Origin of the sequence: Paenibacillus qinlingensis (genome assembly GCF_031455095.1) — a bacterium.
Lineage (GTDB): Bacteria > Bacillota > Bacilli > Paenibacillales > NBRC-103111 > Paenibacillus_E > Paenibacillus_E qinlingensis_A.
In genome coordinates, this window is the sequence record NZ_JAVDSB010000005.1 from 66,337 (window position 1) to 84,358 (window position 18,022).

Annotated in this window: 15 protein-coding genes; 2 read left to right on the plus strand and 13 right to left on the minus strand. The window is 45.6% G+C overall.

The window, feature by feature from the left end; translation table 11 throughout:
• Window positions 1-12 precede the first annotated feature (12 nt).
• On the minus strand, window positions 13-951 hold the full coding sequence (locus J2736_RS16120) for an AraC family transcriptional regulator (RefSeq protein ID WP_310499625.1): 939 nt from the start codon (window positions 949-951) through the stop codon (window positions 13-15).
• A gap of 57 nt (window positions 952-1,008) precedes the next feature.
• Here J2736_RS16120 and J2736_RS16125 point away from each other — a divergent pair, with 57 nt between their 5' ends.
• Entirely contained in the window at window positions 1,009-1,860 is an 852-nt protein-coding gene (locus tag J2736_RS16125; RefSeq protein WP_310499626.1) for a sugar phosphate isomerase/epimerase family protein, read from the plus strand.
• Between the two features lie 345 nt (window positions 1,861-2,205).
• On the opposite strand, the gene J2736_RS16130 is transcribed toward J2736_RS16125, so the two are convergent.
• From J2736_RS16130 to J2736_RS16185, 12 genes are all read right to left on the minus strand, one after another.
• The gene (locus J2736_RS16130; RefSeq protein WP_310499627.1) at window positions 2,206-2,934 is read right to left on the minus strand and encodes a nucleoside phosphorylase; all 729 of its coding nucleotides are present in this window, start codon (window positions 2,932-2,934) and stop codon (window positions 2,206-2,208) included.
• 1 nt (window position 2,935) lies between these two features.
• Window positions 2,936-3,613: a sulfite oxidase-like oxidoreductase gene (locus J2736_RS16135; protein ID WP_310499628.1), complete on the minus strand. Its 678-nt coding sequence runs from the start codon at window positions 3,611-3,613 to the stop codon at window positions 2,936-2,938.
• Between the two features lie 33 nt (window positions 3,614-3,646).
• The gene (locus tag J2736_RS16140) at window positions 3,647-4,570 is read right to left on the minus strand and encodes an ABC transporter permease (RefSeq protein ID WP_310499629.1); all 924 of its coding nucleotides are present in this window, start codon (window positions 4,568-4,570) and stop codon (window positions 3,647-3,649) included.
• Window positions 4,554-5,621, minus strand: a complete 1,068-nt coding sequence (locus J2736_RS16145) for an ABC transporter permease (RefSeq protein ID WP_310499630.1) — start codon at window positions 5,619-5,621, stop codon at window positions 4,554-4,556. The genes J2736_RS16140 and J2736_RS16145 overlap by 17 nt, the downstream gene beginning before the upstream one ends.
• Window positions 5,614-7,113, minus strand: a complete 1,500-nt coding sequence (locus J2736_RS16150; RefSeq protein WP_310499631.1) for an ABC transporter ATP-binding protein — start codon at window positions 7,111-7,113, stop codon at window positions 5,614-5,616. Before J2736_RS16150 ends, J2736_RS16145 begins: the two co-directional genes overlap by 8 nt.
• Window positions 7,114-7,204: 91 nt before the next feature.
• Window positions 7,205-8,230 (minus strand): BMP family lipoprotein, encoded by a 1,026-nt coding sequence (locus tag J2736_RS16155; RefSeq protein WP_310499632.1) that lies wholly within the window; start codon window positions 8,228-8,230, stop codon window positions 7,205-7,207.
• 258 nt (window positions 8,231-8,488) lie between these two features.
• Window positions 8,489-9,046: an MFS transporter gene (locus J2736_RS16160; protein WP_310499633.1), complete on the minus strand. Its 558-nt coding sequence runs from the start codon at window positions 9,044-9,046 to the stop codon at window positions 8,489-8,491.
• Window position 9,047: 1 nt separating this feature from the next.
• On the minus strand, window positions 9,048-10,478 hold the full coding sequence (locus J2736_RS16165) for an FAD-binding oxidoreductase (RefSeq protein WP_310499634.1): 1,431 nt from the start codon (window positions 10,476-10,478) through the stop codon (window positions 9,048-9,050).
• A 527-nt stretch (window positions 10,479-11,005) separates the two neighbouring features.
• Window positions 11,006-11,881: a carbohydrate ABC transporter permease gene (locus J2736_RS16170; protein ID WP_310499635.1), complete on the minus strand. Its 876-nt coding sequence runs from the start codon at window positions 11,879-11,881 to the stop codon at window positions 11,006-11,008.
• Window positions 11,882-11,899: 18 nt separating this feature from the next.
• Entirely contained in the window at window positions 11,900-12,868 is a 969-nt protein-coding gene (locus J2736_RS16175; RefSeq protein ID WP_310499636.1) for an ABC transporter permease, read from the minus strand.
• A gap of 108 nt (window positions 12,869-12,976) precedes the next feature.
• Window positions 12,977-14,617: an extracellular solute-binding protein gene (locus J2736_RS16180; protein WP_310499637.1), complete on the minus strand. Its 1,641-nt coding sequence runs from the start codon at window positions 14,615-14,617 to the stop codon at window positions 12,977-12,979.
• 147 nt (window positions 14,618-14,764) lie between these two features.
• The gene (locus tag J2736_RS16185; RefSeq protein ID WP_310499638.1) at window positions 14,765-17,077 is read right to left on the minus strand and encodes a helix-turn-helix domain-containing protein; all 2,313 of its coding nucleotides are present in this window, start codon (window positions 17,075-17,077) and stop codon (window positions 14,765-14,767) included.
• Between the two features lie 257 nt (window positions 17,078-17,334).
• Here J2736_RS16185 and J2736_RS16190 point away from each other — a divergent pair, with 257 nt between their 5' ends.
• Window positions 17,335-18,000 (plus strand): TVP38/TMEM64 family protein, encoded by a 666-nt coding sequence (locus J2736_RS16190; protein ID WP_310499639.1) that lies wholly within the window; start codon window positions 17,335-17,337, stop codon window positions 17,998-18,000.
• Window positions 18,001-18,022: the final 22 nt, after the last annotated feature.

Consider the following 18,022-nt stretch of genomic DNA (forward strand, 5'->3'; position numbering starts at 1 on the left):
TTAGATGTGTGATCATATTCGGCGTTGCTGTGACTGGTACTGCCGAGGCGGCAGTCCGACGGCTTTCTTAAATGTCCGAATGAAGTTCGAGTAATCGTTGAAGCCCGCTAACTGACAAGTGTCGGTGACCGTAGAGCCTTCTCGCAGCAAATGCTTAGCCCTTGCAATACGTTTGAACAGGATGTGCTCGTGAATCGTGCTGCCTGTATGTTTTTTGAATAGTCGGCATAAGTAGGAACGATTCATGAAAACGACTTGCTCCAGAACTTCTAGCGACAGGTCCTGTTCCAAATTTTCATCAATGTAGGTAAAGAGTGAGGAGAGCTTGTCCGGCATCATGACTTGTTCTTCTTGTTTACCTTGATTTTGAAAGATTCGATTAATAAAAACGAGCAGTTCGATAAATGTGGATACGTATAAAATTTCGGAACCAGGCAGTGCCTGCGGACGGCGATGCATCTCCATGCGATCGTAGAGCTTCATGATGTCGTCAATTTGCGGCGGCGTCAGTCTCATTCGATTTTGCTCACCAAATACCCGGTTATCAAAGCAGTCCAGCAGATTAAACTGTGGAGAATTGAATTGCTGGAGAATGGCAGGATTGAAGTGAATAACGACGTTCTCGTAACGCTGTTTTTTGGACTGAAAATTAGGCCGATGAAGCTCGTTGCTATGCATAATCAGCAGGTCGCCATACTGTAAGGGATAGACTTGCTTTTCGATAAAATAATGAACGTCACCTGTAAGGAAAAAGTAGATTTCATATTGGTCCTGATGCTGGTGGAAGTCCAGTGGAATCGGATTATGGGTCACCGCGTGTCGAAAAGTCAATAACTGATGAAGATTCTTGTACATTTCCTGCATATGAAGATCTCCTTGTCTGGAGTTGGAGTCAATATAAGCAAACTTTTGCCCAATTAATGCAATGAATACGTTTTTATTATACTGCAAAATATAGGAGAGTTAAACATTTAACCTAATCTTGCTTATACCTAAGGAGGCTTATATATGAAATTATCCGTATTTACTGTAGCTACACCAGATTTGACACCAGAAGAGCTTGCTAAAGCGGCCGCTGCTGCTGGTATTACAGGCATCGAGTGGCGCTTCAAAGATATTCCTGCAGATGCGATTGGACAAAAGCCTTCCTTCTGGGGAAATAACCTATGCTCGATCGACCCAGCTGCGTCTGATGCAGAACTGGAGCGTTTTAAGCAGGCTGCATTGAACGAAAATTTAGTGAACCTGAGCATCACACCTTATTTGAATAACTGTGATGTTGCGGAAACAGAGAATGTGTTTAAAGCTGCTCAAAAGGTAGGCGTACCTTTCATCCGTGTGGGTGTACCTGGTTACGATAAAAGCAAAAACTACAATGATTTGTTCGCCAAAGCGGTGGACTACCTTCACCACGTACAAGAGCTTTCTCAACAGTATGGTGTAAAAGGGCTAGTTGAAACACACCACAATACGATTACAGCGAGTGCTGGATTGGCGCATCGTCTTGTATCTGGTTTTAAACCGGAGCACATTGGTGTCCTTCACGATGCAGGTAACATGGTGCATGAAGGCTTCGAGAACCACCGTATGGGCCTTGAATTGCTAGGACCTTACCTTGCACACGTGCATGTCAAAAATGCCGCATGGACGCTTACAGGCGAAGAACAAGACGGCATTAAGCTTTGGAAAAGTGACTGGTCACCGATTGATGCGGGCATCGTGAACTGGAAGCAAGTGCTTGGCGATTTGAAAGCAGTTGGCTACGATGGCTACCTCGGTATCGAAGACTTCAGCTGCCAATTCGGGACAGTTGAGATGCTGAATAACTTCTCAACTAAAGTGAAGCAATGGCTGGCTTAATGGCCTAAAAGAAAAACCTTCAACCACGGACATGTGGGTTGAAGGTTTTTTTTTGTTACGTTGATTGCGTTGGACGGAAGGCAAAGATGCAAAAGTGCATCTTTTTCTAGGCAAAATAGGTTAAGCCTGTTTAAGACATGCAAAAATACATCCTTTTGAATCGAAAAGTCCTGAAATGAGCTAAAATCACAGAAAATGATGCATTTTCGCATCAATTTGCTCTTTCCGAGGGGGAGAACAGGAAAATTGATGTATTTTCGCATCTTTGCTGGTAGGAGGGGGGGGGGGGGGCGGGTTGGATCACCGAGATCCGACCCAGAACCAGAACCAAGAAATCGAGCGCTACTACTCAGCCGCCCCCAGCTTCACAATCGCTCGAATCGCAGCATCAATCTCCCGCTCAATAGCTCCAGAAACGACATCCGTATGCGGATTGTATACTTCACGCAGATCAGCGTCTGCATAGCCATCCAAAGCGACGATGGCTCCCGCACGCACGCCACGCAACGTAGCGATGACATAGAGGGCAGCAATTTCCATCTCAACGGCCAAAGCGCCAGCTTGCTTGTATTTACGATGCGGGAATTCCTCGACACCTTGGAAGAAAGCATCCAAGGTAACGGTAATCCCTTGCTTTACGAGTCCATCTGTCTCAGATGCGGCTTCATACAGCGCGCGAGTAACAGCGTGATCAGCAACCGCGGGGAAGCCATGAGGCACTAACTGGCGAGTTAAGCCTTCTTCACGTACCGCAGCGGTGCTTACAACGAGGCTGCCAGGTGGAACTTCAGCTGAGTAGGAACCAGCGGTTCCGACGCGAATCAGTGTCTTCACGCCGCCTTTGATGAGCTCCTCGAAGCACACAGCAGCGCCAGGGGAACCGACACCATGGCTCACAACGGTGATGGGGACGCCATCCTTTTCGCCAACAAAGGTGCGATATTCCCGGCTGAACGATAGCTCGCGCGCGTTGTCTAGCTTGCGAGAGATAGCTTCGGCACGGAACGGATCGCCGCACACAATGGCATAGGGAGTCAAATCTTCCGAATTGACTTGTAAGATGGATAAAAACAACTTAATCGAACTCCTTTCTGACCCACTCATCTTCTGGGATGGGGATGGCTTCACCGGAGAAGCGTTGTTCTTGGAACGGATCTGCGACGTTATGGAAGCCATTGCGTTCCCAGAAGCCCTCGCGATCTTCCGCCATGAACTCGATACCGCGTATCCATTTCGCACTTTTCCAGAAATACAAATGCGGAACAACAAGTCGGAGCGGCCAGCCGTGTTTTAGCGTAAGCGGCTTGCCATCGAAACTCATTGCCAGCAAGATATCGTCACCCATCAGATCAGCGAGCGGCACATTCGTTTCGTAGTCTTGATCTGCATGCAGCATGACAAACTTTCCTTCTGGTTTCACATCGATCAGTTGAAGAAAATCTCTGAAACGCACACCTTCCCAAACCGTATCCAGCTTGGACCAACGGGTCACACAGTGAATGTCGCATTGGATTTGTGTACGAGGCATGGCCAGTATATCGTCGTAGCTGAATGTTTTCTCTTCGGCTACTTGACCAAAAACACGCAAAGACCATGTGGACATATCGTAGTTAGGCACTTCACCCTCATGTAAAATAGGGAATCGATCGGTGACCGCTTGCCCCGGTGGAATTCTACCCGCAAGCTCTTGTGGAACTTCTACAGCGGGAATCTGCATGCGCTTGATGCGCTCCGCTTTGGTGTCTTTGCTCATCTGTTAGCCTCCTAAGCTTGCTTGTTTAATCACTTATCGCGAACTGCCATTGGCTTTCTGTGCATCTGCTAGGTAGTTGTTTTTGCGGAAGAACAGCATAGCAAGCAATGTCACGATATAAGGCAGCATTTGTGTGAAATGAGTAGGTAGTGAGAATCCTTGCAGACGGATACTGAATGCATCCATTAAACCAAATAATAAACTGGAAGCCATAACGCCAAGTGGATTAGCTTGTCCTAACATCGTTGCAACAAGCGCGATGAAGCCGCGGCCTGCCGTCATGCCTTCAGTGAACATCGTCACTTGTCCCAAGGAAAGCTGAGCACCTGCTAGTCCGCAGAGAACACCACAGATCAGGACGGCGATATATTGCATCCGATTAACTTTAATGCCAAGACTTTTTGCGGCAATCGGATTTTCTCCGACGGCAATCATGCGGAAGCCTAGAACCGATTTAAATAGCAAATATTGAAGCCCGAATACGAGCGCAAAAGCAAGATAAACCAGCGGGGAATGTCCGGAAACGATCCCGCCAATAAAAGGGATATCCTGAATGAAGGGGATGTCCCACTTCGGAAGCCCGATCATATTTTTATCATAATAAGCGCCTTTTACATTAAAAATAGCTTTTAAACAAAATGCGGTTAAGCCTAGGGCTAGAAAATTGAACGAGATACCAACGACGATAACATTGGCTTGCAAGTGAATACTCATATAAGCAAATATCAGTGAAAACAGCATGGTTACGGCTATGGCGATGAGCACGGCAAGGAATACGTTGCCTGTGTAATAGTTGCCAACAATCGCCGAGAAGGCGCCAACCAAGACGAAGCCTTCCAATCCGACATTAAACAATCCGACCCGCGAACAGATCGCCCCGCCGAGTGCTGCAAGAAGAATAGGAGCGACCATGCGAAACATGGAGTTAAATAAAGATACATCAAGAAGATGCTCCATCGCTCTTGCCTCCTTTCCGACGTTTCCATAGGGTAAAGCTGAATTTAGCAGTTACAAAGAGAATGAGCAATGATTGAATGACACTGGATATCTGCAATGGAATGTCTGTATTGCGTTCTACCCCCATGCCTCCAGTCTGCAAGGCAGCAAGGAGCAAAGAGGCGATAGCCGTACCTAGCGGATGAGCCCCTGAAAGCAGAGTCGCCATAATGCCTGACCAAGCGTAGCCTGGATTGGAGATCATGCCATCCGTATAACGATACTGCATACCGAGTACCTCAATGGCTCCAGCAAGCCCGGCAAAGCCGCCGCTGGCGAACATACTTGTTAGCATGACTTTCCGTCTATTTACCCCGCCATAGGCGGCAAACAACGGGTTATAGCCCAACATCCGAATTTCATAACCGGCAACGGTATATTTAATGAACAAGAACAGGAGAATGGCTAGTCCAATGGCTATGATAAAGCCAGCATGGACGCTCATTCCTTGGAACAGCTTGGGAAGCCATACGCCTTTATCTATCATCATGGTTTGGGCGAGCGCTGCAGAACCCGACGTGTCTTTCAATGGATAAGCAACTAAATACCCTGCGAATAAAGCTGCTATGTAATTGAGCAACAAGGTTGTAATGATCAAATTCATTCGGAATTTCGCATCGAGCCAGCCTGCAAAAGCGGACCAAATGCCACCTGCCAGAATGCCGCCAAGAATAGCCGCAAGCAATTTAAATAACGGTGGTCCAGGCAGGTATAGGGCAACCATAGCGCTGGATAATGCGCCAAGAATCATTTGGCCTTCAGAACCCATGTTGAAGAATCCGGCACGAAAGGCGATTGAAACGCCTAACCCTACAAGAATGAGTGGAGTCGCGCGCGTTAACGTATTCGTGAAATAGAAGAAGTTGCCGAAAGCACCTTTCCACATTTCTGTGTATGTTTCTATGACGGATCCGCCAATGAGCACAATGGCAATCGCACCACCGAGTAAACCAATGAAAACGGCAAGCAGCGGCTGAATCCAAGCGCTTAGATTAAGTCGAGTTTTAAGCATCGGAATTTCCCCCAGCCATCCATAAACTAATTTGTTCCTCTGTTGCTTCTTCGGCCGATAGCTCCCCGACAATTCGCCCTTCGTACATAACCACAATACGGTCAGACAACTTGAGAATCTCCGTTAATTCGGAAGAGACTAATAGAATAGCTCCTTGCTCATCCCGCTTACGCAGCAGCTCTTCATGGATCAATTCCATTGCCCCAATATCCACGCCGCGCGTCGGTTCTGCCGCAATGAGGAATGGCTGCTTCTGTGCGATTTCTCTGGCCACAATTAGTTTCTGTAAGTTGCCGCCAGAAAGAAACTTCACTTGGGTATCTTGCGAACCGGTTTTAATCTGAAACTGCTGAATGAAGCGGTTAACTAGTTTGCGAAGCTCCTGCCCATGAAGTAGGCCTGAGCGGCTTGTCGTTTTATGATGGCCCATCGTGCCATTATCTAGCACAGTACCTTCTTTGGCTGCGCCCCATTGATAACGATCCTCAGGGACATGTGATAGTCCAATCTCCCTGATTTCACGAACAGAACGTCCACGAATCGGTGTTCCTAGTAGTTGAATGTCACCCTGATCAATCGGCTGAAGCCCCGAAATAGCTTGTATCAATTCGGATTGGCCATTACCTGAAATACCTGCTATGCCAACGATTTCACCAGCATTCACTTGCAAATTAACGTTATTCAGCACGGGCTTGCCTTTATCTCCATGAATGGAAATGTTATTAACTTGAAGGATCGTTTGACCTGTTTGCAAAGTCCGTTTCTGAAGCTGCTTCAGATCTCTGCCTACCATTAATTTGGACAATTCCTCAACGTTTGTTGCACCTGCATCGACGCTTCCTGTTACTTTCCCGTCCCTAAGCACGGTAACCCGGTCTGCAACTTCCATAACTTCATGCAGTTTGTGTGTGATAATAATGAAGCTTTTGCCTTGATTAGCGAGGCTTCGCATAATAACAAGCAGTTCTTTCGCTTCGAGCGGCGTAAGTACCCCGGTGGGCTCGTCCAAAATAATGATATCGGCACCTTGATATAATACTTTCAAAATTTCTACACGCTGTTGTAAACCAAGCGGACAATCAGCTACCTTCATGCGAGGATCAATGGGGAGGCGGTATTTGGCACAAAGCTCCTCTACCTGAGCGATGGCTTTTTTGCGGTCAAAAGCAACGCCGGCTCTGGGTTCATTACCGATTACAATATTTTCAGCCACGGTAAATGACGGGAAGAGCATGAAATGCTGATGAACCATCCCAATACGGTGACTGATAGCATCCGTAGGATTCGTAAACACGACTTCCTTGCCGTTCAAAAGAATCTGACCAGCCGTAGGCTGCTCCATACCGTACAAGATGCGCATTAGGGTGGTTTTGCCAGCGCCATTCTCTCCAACTAATGCATGGATCTCACCTTGACGCAGCGAGAAATCAACGCCTGAATTCGCTGTTAAAGTGCCATATGTTTTCGTAATGTGACGCATTTGAAGCAGCATAACGGTTTTTCACTCCTCTACCTAGACATGCGGAAACTGCTTACGTCTCCGTAAACAGTCCCCGGGTCAAACCTATACGATTGTCGCGCGATTATTTTACTGGATTTTCTACTTTCACTTTACCAGAAACGATATCATCACGGATAGCTTTTACCTTCGTAATAACATCTTGCCCAACGAAAGGACTTAGTGCTGATTTCGTTTCTCTTGTAACAAATGTAAGACCAACGCCATCTTCTTTCAAGCCGTAGTCAACAGCGCCGAATTTAAACGTGCCGTTAACGAAATCTTTCACGGTTTGATAAGCAACAGCATCTGTTCCTTTCAATTGGGAAAGCACGATATGCTCTGGATCTGTTACTGTACGGTCAATATCTTGTCCGGAAGTAAAGAAGCCTTTTTCTTTCGCTGCTTCAAATACGCCAAGATCGCCTACAGCCGATGCACCTGCGATGAAGTCCGCGCCTTGCGAGAATTGAGTTAATGCCAATTCCTTCGCTTTAGCTGGATCCGTGAAGCTGCCTACATAGTTAACGATGAATTTCGCATTCGGGTTCGTTGCTTTCAAACCTTCTTGGAAACCAACCGTATATTTCTTGATAAGTGGAATATCAACGGCTGCTACCATGCCGACAATGTTTTTCTTCGTAGAAAGACCTGCTGCTGCTCCTAGCAAGTAAGCTGCTTCATGTTCACGGAAAACAACGCTGCGAACATTTGGAAGGTCAACAACGGTATCGATAATCGCGAAAGATTTCTTCGGATTTTCAGTTGCTACTTTTTTAAGTGCATCTTCAGCTGTGAAAGAGCTTGTAATGATGAGATCATAGTTGTCAGCCACGGCAGCGCGCAAGTTTTGCTCGATCGCGCTCGCATCTGCGGACTCGACAGTTTTAACAGTGACGCCAAATTCTTTGCTAGCTTTCTTTACACCCTCATCCATTTGTGTGAAGAATGGGTTTACACCAATCTTCTCAGGTGTAATAAGGATAATCTTTTTATCTGATTTGCCTGCTGGCGCACCGGATGCTGCAGGTGATGCGGTGTCTGTCTTTGCTGCCCCGCAACCTGTTAATAGTACAGTTGCTGCTAGAACTGAAAATATTGCTTTTTTCATGGTGTTTCTCTCCTCTATATCTAATATGTATATGCAATGAACCAATGACTTCCCTTATATCCTACTAAAAAAGTCGGATATAGTCAAAGAGATTATTTTTCAATTCGACAAAATCAAACATTATTCTACATTTTTAAATCCCAACGGCTATTATACTCCATTGCAAGATCACAATCTATAAGAATTACTTGGCAACTGTGAATAAAGAGAAAACCTTCAAAACCATGAACTGAGGTTTTCAAGGTTTTCAATGTCATTTTAGGAAAGTGTTTGTTTCTTACCTATATCTTTCCGCATTCGCAGCGTCATCCATGCACTGAGCGCATAAATTCCTGCGCTAACATAAAACAGGACATCAATCGTCAGCCAATCAATGATATAACCTCCGATGAGCACGGCGAACCCAGAAGAGACCGATGTCCAGAAATGGTAATGGCCAAGCGTGCCGCCTCGTTTACCTCGCTCAGTCCCATCTGCGAGCAATCCGCGTTCGCTCATTTTTTGCATAGCGTTACAGAGGCCCATGAATGCTTGTAGAAGTAAGACATAGCCATAGGAAGGGATCCAAGGGAAGACGAGCATAGCTGCCATCATTCCGAGCGAACCGCCTGCCATCATGTTCACCGAGGAGCGGTCAACTAGTTTATTTAGCCAGAAGGATGAGGCAGCAGAGCTTATCGTAAAAATAGCGAAAGCGAGTCCGTAGGCCGAATAGGTGCTGCCGAGGTTTTTCAAAAATAGCAAGTAGTAAGGGTAAATCATTCCCGCTGCTAATGTCGCTAAGCTTTGGGATCGTATGAGTAGTCCGACATTCATCCTAATCCCCCCTATAATCATCGTAGAATTGGTTCATAAAAAGATGCTGTGGATCCCACTGATCTTTGGCTTGGAAAAAGCTATCCGCCTTAGGATATATCATTCGGAACTGCTCTACCGAAGGGAAGGGAGCATAGGGCAAATAATAAGAGCCATTAAAGGACATTAATTCATGAATGATTCGCTGGATGCCATGAGTCATACGAGCTTGCGCCTCGCGACTTAGCGAGGTGTTAAATAGACATACAAGAGCGAACATGTCGCTCTTCGCATAGGAGAGCAAAGCTTCTTCATCATGATTAACGTAACGTACCGTAATATTTAATAGATTTAATTGTTCTTCTTGCAGAATAGGTTTCATGTGGCTAATAAAGTCTTTAAAATGTTCCACGGGAATGAAGTATTCTTGGAGAAGATCGTTTTTGGTATCCGAGCTGTAGTCCATAAAATCAGATTCAGAGCGCATTGCGTTGTTGCGGGTTAGTATTGTGCTGCGGCCAATAAGGAAATATCGTTGTAAGTCCCAAAATTTATTTTTCGCCCAATCAAAGGAGCGATTAAGTCCAAACAGAAATTTGAGCGGCAGCACATTGCTGTCTTTCAGCTTTAATTGGTTATAGTCGGTAACGGGGAGATCCCATCGTGCCCTGTAATTCGTAGCATACATTTCGGTTAAGAATGTATCTGGCGCGACAGATATGCGTGCGAGATGCATGTGGATATCGGGATTCTTTTTAACATGGTTAAGAAAGTAGTCAGTATAGGTATCTGTAGACATAGTTTCGCTCGTCATCTCGTACACTTCATCTTCCGTCAGCGACAGGGTTACATCCAAAATGACACCGAATAATCCGTATCCACCTAACGCCAACGGGAATAGCTCAGCATTTTCAGAACGGGAAACATTTCGAGTAAGGCCGTCAGCTCCCAATAGTCGGAAGGACTCAACCGTGCTAATGAGAGAGCCATTCCGAATGTCACGGCCATGTGCATTGACGGAGATCGAGCCTCCGATGGTGAAAATATTTTGAGATTGCATGGTCTTCACAGCAAGCCCATAAGGGTTAATGTACTTCTGTACATCTGCCCAAGTGGCTCCGGATTGTACGGTTATTGTCTTAGCCATCTTGTCGAAGGCAAGAACCTTGTTAAATGGGGTCATATCCAGCACAATGCTGTCCTTGTAATACGTATGCCCGCCTTGGCTGTGACGCTGACCCGCAATAGCAATTTTGAGCCCTTTCTCCCGGGCCTCCTTCACAATCTCTTGAAGCTGCTTTATTTCTTTGGCTGGTACGACCCGCTCAATCTTCACAGGGCGAAGCTTGCTATAGTCGGAGCGTAAGAAGGGATCTTCGCCAGCCGACGAGGTTCTTACATATTGCCAGAGGCACAGCGCAGTTAATAGAAGTAGAACAACAATTTTCTTCATATGCGTATCTCCCAACTGACTTGTTGATGTGGCAACGTTTGCGGAGCATGACGCCTCTATATTTAATGACCTAAATTATTCCTATAGTGTAAATTCAAACCTTTCGATTAGTCAATTGAAATCAATTTTTTGGTGTCTTGCAAATTGATTAAAGGGAAAATAGTGGGAAACGTGTGGGGTATGGGCGAATATCGGAAGAATAAGCAAGTTTGAATTGCTTATTCTTCTTTGTATCGGGGATTCCGGGGAATAAGACCACTATGTGCATCTAGAATGCCTGATTAGCTTTTGAAAGGGAACGTGGGTGCGCTAATTATGCGATATAAAGGGAGATTGGACTTTAAGCGGAACGTAGGTACGCTATTTGATCAAATTTCGTGATTTCTGGTGAATTTCAGAAGAATAAGGTATCGTAGTTCCCTTCGCCTCCACATTTGGTGTACGTAGGCACGAATAGCGTATCCTAGTTCCCTTCGATAGCAGCTGACGACATGAGACAGCTCAATATATGATAGTTGCCGTGTCAATCAACCCTTGATCGCGCCGATCATAACGCCCTTCACGAAATACTTTTGCAGGAAAGGGTAGAGGAATAGAATAGGCGCAGTCGCTACGATAATCGTCGCGTATTTGATCGTTTCTCCGATAGGCATCTTATCGTTCCCGCTAACACCCGTCATCATCGATTCGGTACTGTTCGTGATCAATATTTCTCGCAAAATGAGCTGCAACGGGTAAAGGTCACGTGTTCGTAAATAAATCAGAGCGCTGAACCAACTGTTCCAATGAGCAACCCCATAGAAGAGAACCATCACGGCCACTACAGGCATGGAGAGTGGTAGAATGACGCGGAAAAGAATGGTGAAATCGTTAGCGCCGTCTAACTTAGCGGATTCCTCTAAACTAACAGGCACACCCTGAAAAGCAGTTCGCATAATAATCAGGTTGTACGCACTCATGGCTGAGGGGATCAGAAGTGCCCAGCGGGTATCCACCATGCCTAAGTCGTTAATGAGCAGGTAGGTTGGAATCAATCCGCCACTGAAAAACATCGTAAATACAATCATAAACATGACGGGATTCTTCCACATCAGGTTATGCCTTGAAAGTGCATATGCGCCCAGGGATGTCATCAGAATGTTTAGCGAGGTACCGAGCGTGACGTACAGGATCGTGTTCAGATAGCCGGACATGATGGCTGGGTTTTTGAAGACCATGATATAGGCTTCCCAATTGAAGCCTTTGGGGTACCAAAGCAGCCCGCGGAATTGCACGATCCAAGCAGGGTCACTGAGAGAGGCGATCAATACATACAAGAATGGATACAGCGTTGTTATAGAAAGTAAGATTAAGAATAAGGAATTGGAAAGGTCAAAAATACGTTCTCCCCAGCTTCTACTCATGATGGTTGCAGCCTCCTTTTACCAAAGCTTATTATCACTGGTGCGTCGGCTTAATGTATTGGCCAAAACGAGCAGTGTGAAGTTGATGAGAGAGTTGAAGAGCCCAACAGCGGAGCTATAGCTGAAGTTGGATTCGAGAATCCCTTTGCGATAGACGAAGGTGCCAATGACATCGGCGGTTTCATAGGTTGTTGGGTTATAAAGTAATAGGATCTTATCGGCGCCGAGAGTCATAAAGTTTCCGATTTGCAGAATAAGCAGAATTACAATAGTGGACATGATACCCGGCAGGGTGATGCTGAACGTTTGTTGCCAGCGATTGGCGCCATCCACTTTGGAAGCTTCGTACAACGAAGGATCAATGCCTGACATGGCTGATAAATAAATGATGGAGCCCCAGCCGATATTTTGCCAAATGTTCGAAGATACATAAACAGAGCGGAACCAGCCTGATTCTTGCAGGAACGTAACCGGTGTAAATCCGAACCAAGAGCTTAAGATATTGTTAATTAATCCATCACGGGCCAAGAAATCAACGAGCATACCCGATATGACGACGATAGAAATGAAATGTGGCATATACGTAATCGTTTGAACGGTACGTTTCAGAAACCGGCTGCGCAGCTCGTTAAGCAGAAGCGCCAAAATGATGGAGGCAGGGAAGGAAAACAATAAATCATAAGCGCTGATCAGCAAAGTGTTGCGTAATATCCGCCAGAAGAAATAGCTGGAAAAGAAGTCATGAAAATGTTTGAATCCAACCCACGGGCTATGAAAAATGCCAATCCCTGGCGCATAGTCTTTAAAGGCAATTTGCAGTCCATACATGGGCACGTAATAGAAAATAATGTAGTAAGCCACGACAGGCAGCAGCATGATGTACACATACTTATTCATTTTTGCATCGCGGACGAATCGGTAAGAGAACTTGCTTTTGTCGACGGCTGGTTTCACGGAGCCGGTCTGTTCGTTAAGTGCTGCGGGCATCACGGGGCCCCTCCTTCAGCTGTTGAGTCGGTAAAAATGGGTGCAAGAAGACGCCACACGGCAGGGAGTCCTTCTCCCACACCGTGAGTTTAGCGTCTGAACTTATAATTATTTACGGCTGTTGAATCGATCTAAGGCTGCTTGGCGAGCTTTAACAGCCTCTTCAATGCCCATACTCTTCATGGTTTGCACATATTTATCGAAGTTCTCAATGGGCTCAGCACCCATAACGAATTTATTGAAAAGTTCATCCCGGTATGTTTTCACATCGTTCATAATGGAAGCTGTTTTGGAGCTTTCGTCTGCTGTCAGGCTAACACCAGGCATTTGTTTGGAATGATCAGCATTGGTCCATGTCTTCTGAGCTTCACGTTGCGCAGGAATCGTATAATACTGTTCGATGTAACGTTTGTCTTGAACGAAAGGCCCACTCCAGCTTGCTTGGAAATATTTTGCCATCGCTTGAGTAACAGGTAATTTATCGGGGTTGTTCATAATGAGATCTGTATATTTCGGATAGCCGTTCTCCATTTTGTAGCTTTGGCCCTCAATACCGAAGTTCATCAGCATGGCGCCATCTTGACTGTATTTAAAATCAAGCCATTTGATGATTTCGTCCGGATTCTTAGCTTTCGCTGAGACAGCAGCTCCATAGCCTGTGAATGGCATGGTATATTGGCCTAAAGAGGCTGCAGCGCCTTCCTTCAGCTTCGGATAAGGGACGCCGGATAAGGCGAAAGTGGGATTGGTCGGTTGTACCAAGGTTAAGTAACGGCCGAGCCCAGAACCCGCGTACCCAGAATAAGCGCCGACTTGGCTGTTCGTAATCTTGGAATCTTTCAGCTTGCCATCGGTGATGCTGGCATAATCTTTATCAATTAAGCCATCTTTGTACCAGCGTGCCAGCGTAGCAAGGAACTCTTTGTATTCAGGCTGGATGGGGCCGTATTTGACTTTACCTTTGTCATTGTAGAAATCCGTTGTAATTCCCCATGCACCAACAAGCAGGTTATTCGCGTCGAAATCTCCGCCTAAATTCATATAGAACGGAATCTCATCCTTCTTGCCATTCCCATTCGGATCCTTATCACGAAATGCGGTTAAGACCGTTTCCCATTCTGGAATGGTTGTGGGAGCTTTCAAACCTAATTTATCCAGCCAATCCTGGCGGAAAATAGGGCCGTTGACTACGCTTAACAATTCATCTCCCAGTAAGAATGGCATCACATAGATATTGCCTTCATCCGTTGTAATCATTTTACGGAATTCAGGATGATCTTTCAGAATCTTCGTTAAGTTCGGGGCATTCTTTTCGATGAGTTCATTTAGACGAAGTATTTGCTTTCCTTTAATGAGGGAATCTGCGCTTTGTGGTAACGTTGCAAAGTTATACTCCACAACATCCGGTAAGCTATTCGACGCTAGCATAATATTGAATTGATCTTTCTCTTGGCCTGTAGGCGGGTGCTGGAAGTCAACCTTGGTGCCTGTTTGCTTCTCAATTTCTTTATAAGCAGCCATTTCATTGTAGTTCTTCATAACAGCTGCAGCATTACCGTTCATAGCTACCCAGTATGTAAGGGAAGCAGGATACTTCGATTCTGGGACTGCAGACGAAGTAGTGGTTGCAGGTGCGCTTGATACTGCGGGTGATGGGGTGGCTGTCTCTTTACTGCATCCTGTGATCAAGACGGAAAGTGCTGCAGCCGAGATTAAGGTCAATTTCATCGTTTTTTTATTTCTGTTCATACGTGTGTGACCCTCCTGTACATATTGGTTTTGCGGAATCGGTGCCCGCAATTTCAATATAGAAGAACAGACTTTAGGTGCCTACAATACGTTCTACTGAACGATAAACACAGCTTCAGATCAAGCGTAAACCGTATTTCAGGGAGACTAACTATCTTTCAGATGGCCCTCTCTTAGCTGCATGTCACGATACTTTCCGGGTGTAATCCCTTCCACTTTCTTGAACACACGGATAAAACCAATATCTGTTGAATAGCCCACTTGCTCGGCAACCTGCAGGATCGTCATCCCTGGGGTCTCCAAAAAACGCTTCGCTTCTTTTATCCGAACCTCAATCATGTAGTCCGTAAGATTGATCCCATACTGCTTTTTAAATAAGCCAGACAGATACTGCGGTGTCATGCCAAAATGATCAGCAATGGTTGTTAAACTAAGCGAATGATCGCTGTAATGATGATCGATATATAGTTTCATACGCTCATGCCAACGTTCACTATGTTCCGATCGAGCATCTTGTACACTACTGCAAATAAAGAAGCAGAGCTCCTTCACTTTTTTTAACATATCCTCAGCTGAAGTGCTGTTGATAATCAATTTCACAGGATCGGAGCCATCTTCCTGCCACTGCTTCTCATCTAGTTTCAGGGCATTCGTTACTTTCAGCACGGTCCCTAACAAGTTCATGAAGAGCAGCTTGCCAAGTTCGGGGGTTGTGTCGCGTGATCCCATATTATTTTGATACAGGTCGTTGAGCAGCCGTTCAACGGCTTCATATTCACCGCTTTTGAGACAATTGATGATGTGAGCTTCCATTTCCATCGGGTAGTGGTAATACGTTCGTTCTAAGAAGCGAATGTCATCGTAATGAATGACAGAATTAATGCCGTGAATAATCCGATAGTCTAAGGCATTCAGCGCTTCATTGTAGCAATGCGAGGCGTCGAGTCTCCCGAATCTTAAAGAGCTAGTCGCCACCGTTATTTTCATACGGAATCGTTCCTCAATCACGCCTTTGAGTTCAGCAATTAAGCGGTCTCGGTTAAGGAGCGTTTCCTCAGAAGCATCGGGTACATTGAGAATTAAAGCTAGTCGATTAGTATCTGTTTCTGTGACATAACCGGAATTTCCAATGAATTCACTGCTTAAATTAAATAAAATAAATCGGACGAGGGCGCGATCCCGATCGTTTTCTTCAATTCGGTAATCCCTGCTTTCATCCACTTCAAGGACGATGACACACAGATAAGGATGCGGGAATTGAACACCGATGAAGGCGAGGGAATCATCCGTTAATTCGGATGGATCCACTTCTCCTTTCAAGAGGCGGGTAAGAAAGTTAGCCCGTACAACAGGAAGGTGACCTGCTAGCTGTTGTTCGAGTGCCTTGCCCTCGGCTACAGATGCGGCAATGGAATTCCGAATGAATTCATACTCATTGGATAAACCTTGGCGTGGCACGTTGTTGCCTTTATTAATTGAAAAGACTAGATCGCGAATCGGGCTATAGCTTCGGTAGGCCATCCAATAAGCGGCAGCGCTTCCAGCAGCGACAACGAGAATAAGCAAATAAATGGCCCATGTTTTCATTTCGTTTACCCGTTCTAAGACGACACTCTTCGGAACCAGGGAAATATATTTCCAGCCACTTGCTCCTGTCGTATACGATAGCATGTGCGCCTTGCCGTCAGCCGCATAGGTTGCATAGCCATTACTGCCCGTTGTTTCTGCAAGCAAGCTGGGGGACAGTTTGTACGTGTTCGAAGTAGAGAGAATGACTTGCCCTGTATCATCTAAGATAAACATGGAGCCATTATTAACCCATTGAATGCCTTTCAATAGATGCAGGATTTGCTGCTCATTGATCAGCATGACGATTGTGCCTTTCACATTGCTTGTTTCGCCAAGAGGTAGAGAGATTGCGCTGGCAATGACGCTTTTGGTTGCAGGATCGGCTGTTGTGTTGGAAGTAGGCAAGTAGGTTAAGTAATGATAGCCGGTAAGCAGCTCGTCATGAACTTGATCTAAGCTCTTGCCAGGAAGCGGATAGAGCTTTGTGAAGAAAGTAGGGGCATCCGTTTTTAAATTAGGGGAAATCACCGTATCATCATCACGCAAATAGATGTAGAAATCCTCGATGAAAGGTGAGCTGTTGCGAATGGTTTTTAACGCGCGGACGGCCTCTTCATATTGAATGTATTTCTCGCTGTCCTTGATGGTCCATAGGGTTTGAAGCTTAGGTTGTGTGGCAATCTGAATGCCGAGCTGTTCGATCTCTTGGAGGTTGTTGTCTACGACTTGGCGAGCTTGTTCAAGCATAGCCAAATTCGATCGGTTAGCGTTATCGATCATATTTTTTTCCATATTGGTGTACAAAATGAACGTACCTGTTACGGGAATGAGAAGAATAAGGATGTAAGAGAGCCATAGCGTCAGAAAAATACTTTTACGTCGAAGCAGCATGGGTGAGCCCTCCAGTGGATGCGGGATATAGGTGCCATGGTATAGTAGAAATGAATGGATAGAATTGGAGAGAAGATGGGAGCAGTTTATCATATCCAACTGATGGCATCAATGATTTCCTTCGGAGAGAGGAGAGAAAAGGTTGTCCGTCTATCGACCTTCTACGACGAGTTGATATAGACCCCTACATTTGTGTAAGATGGAGTGGAATAATCAGCTGTAAGAATAAGGAATCAGCAGTAAGAAGGAGGCGAGCCATGGCGCGTTCAAAGCCGCTTTGGTTGCTAATTAGTTGGTTTGGGATTGCTGTGATCGGCTTATTAATTCTCAAATGGACGGGTGTTTGGAAGCATGTAGATCTGAATTGGCTCACGAGATGGCTGCGAGATCTAGGCCCGCTTGGCGGACTGTTATATATCCTTGCTTATACGTTGCGGCCATTAGTCTTATTTCCAGCAACACCGTTGACGCTTTATGGTGGTTATGTATTTGGCGCTTTTTGGGGGACGGTCTACGATATTATAGGTGCAGGCGCGGGTGCCTTATTGTCTTTCTACATTACGCGCAGATGGGGCCGCGGTAGCTTTCAGCGTATTTTAAGAAGTCCCAAACTGTTATCATTCGATCAAAAAGCGGAGGAAAAAGGCTTCATGGTCGTACTCTATATGCGGCTCATGCCTTTCTTTCCATTCGATGGTATTAGTTATGGTGCCGGATTATCCAAGATCCGCTTTTGGGATTACACGTGGGCTACGTTCATTGGCATTATTCCAGGTGCGATTGTGTATAACGTATTCGGTGCTTCCTTAAACGATATATGGTCATGGAAGTTTCTTGGAGCCGTAGCGATGTATGCTGTTTTTGCTATCGTCCCATTGATTATTAAGAAACGTCAAGGGCGCAAAGTGCGTCAAGCAGCATGAGAGAGAAGGAATGAACAATTCG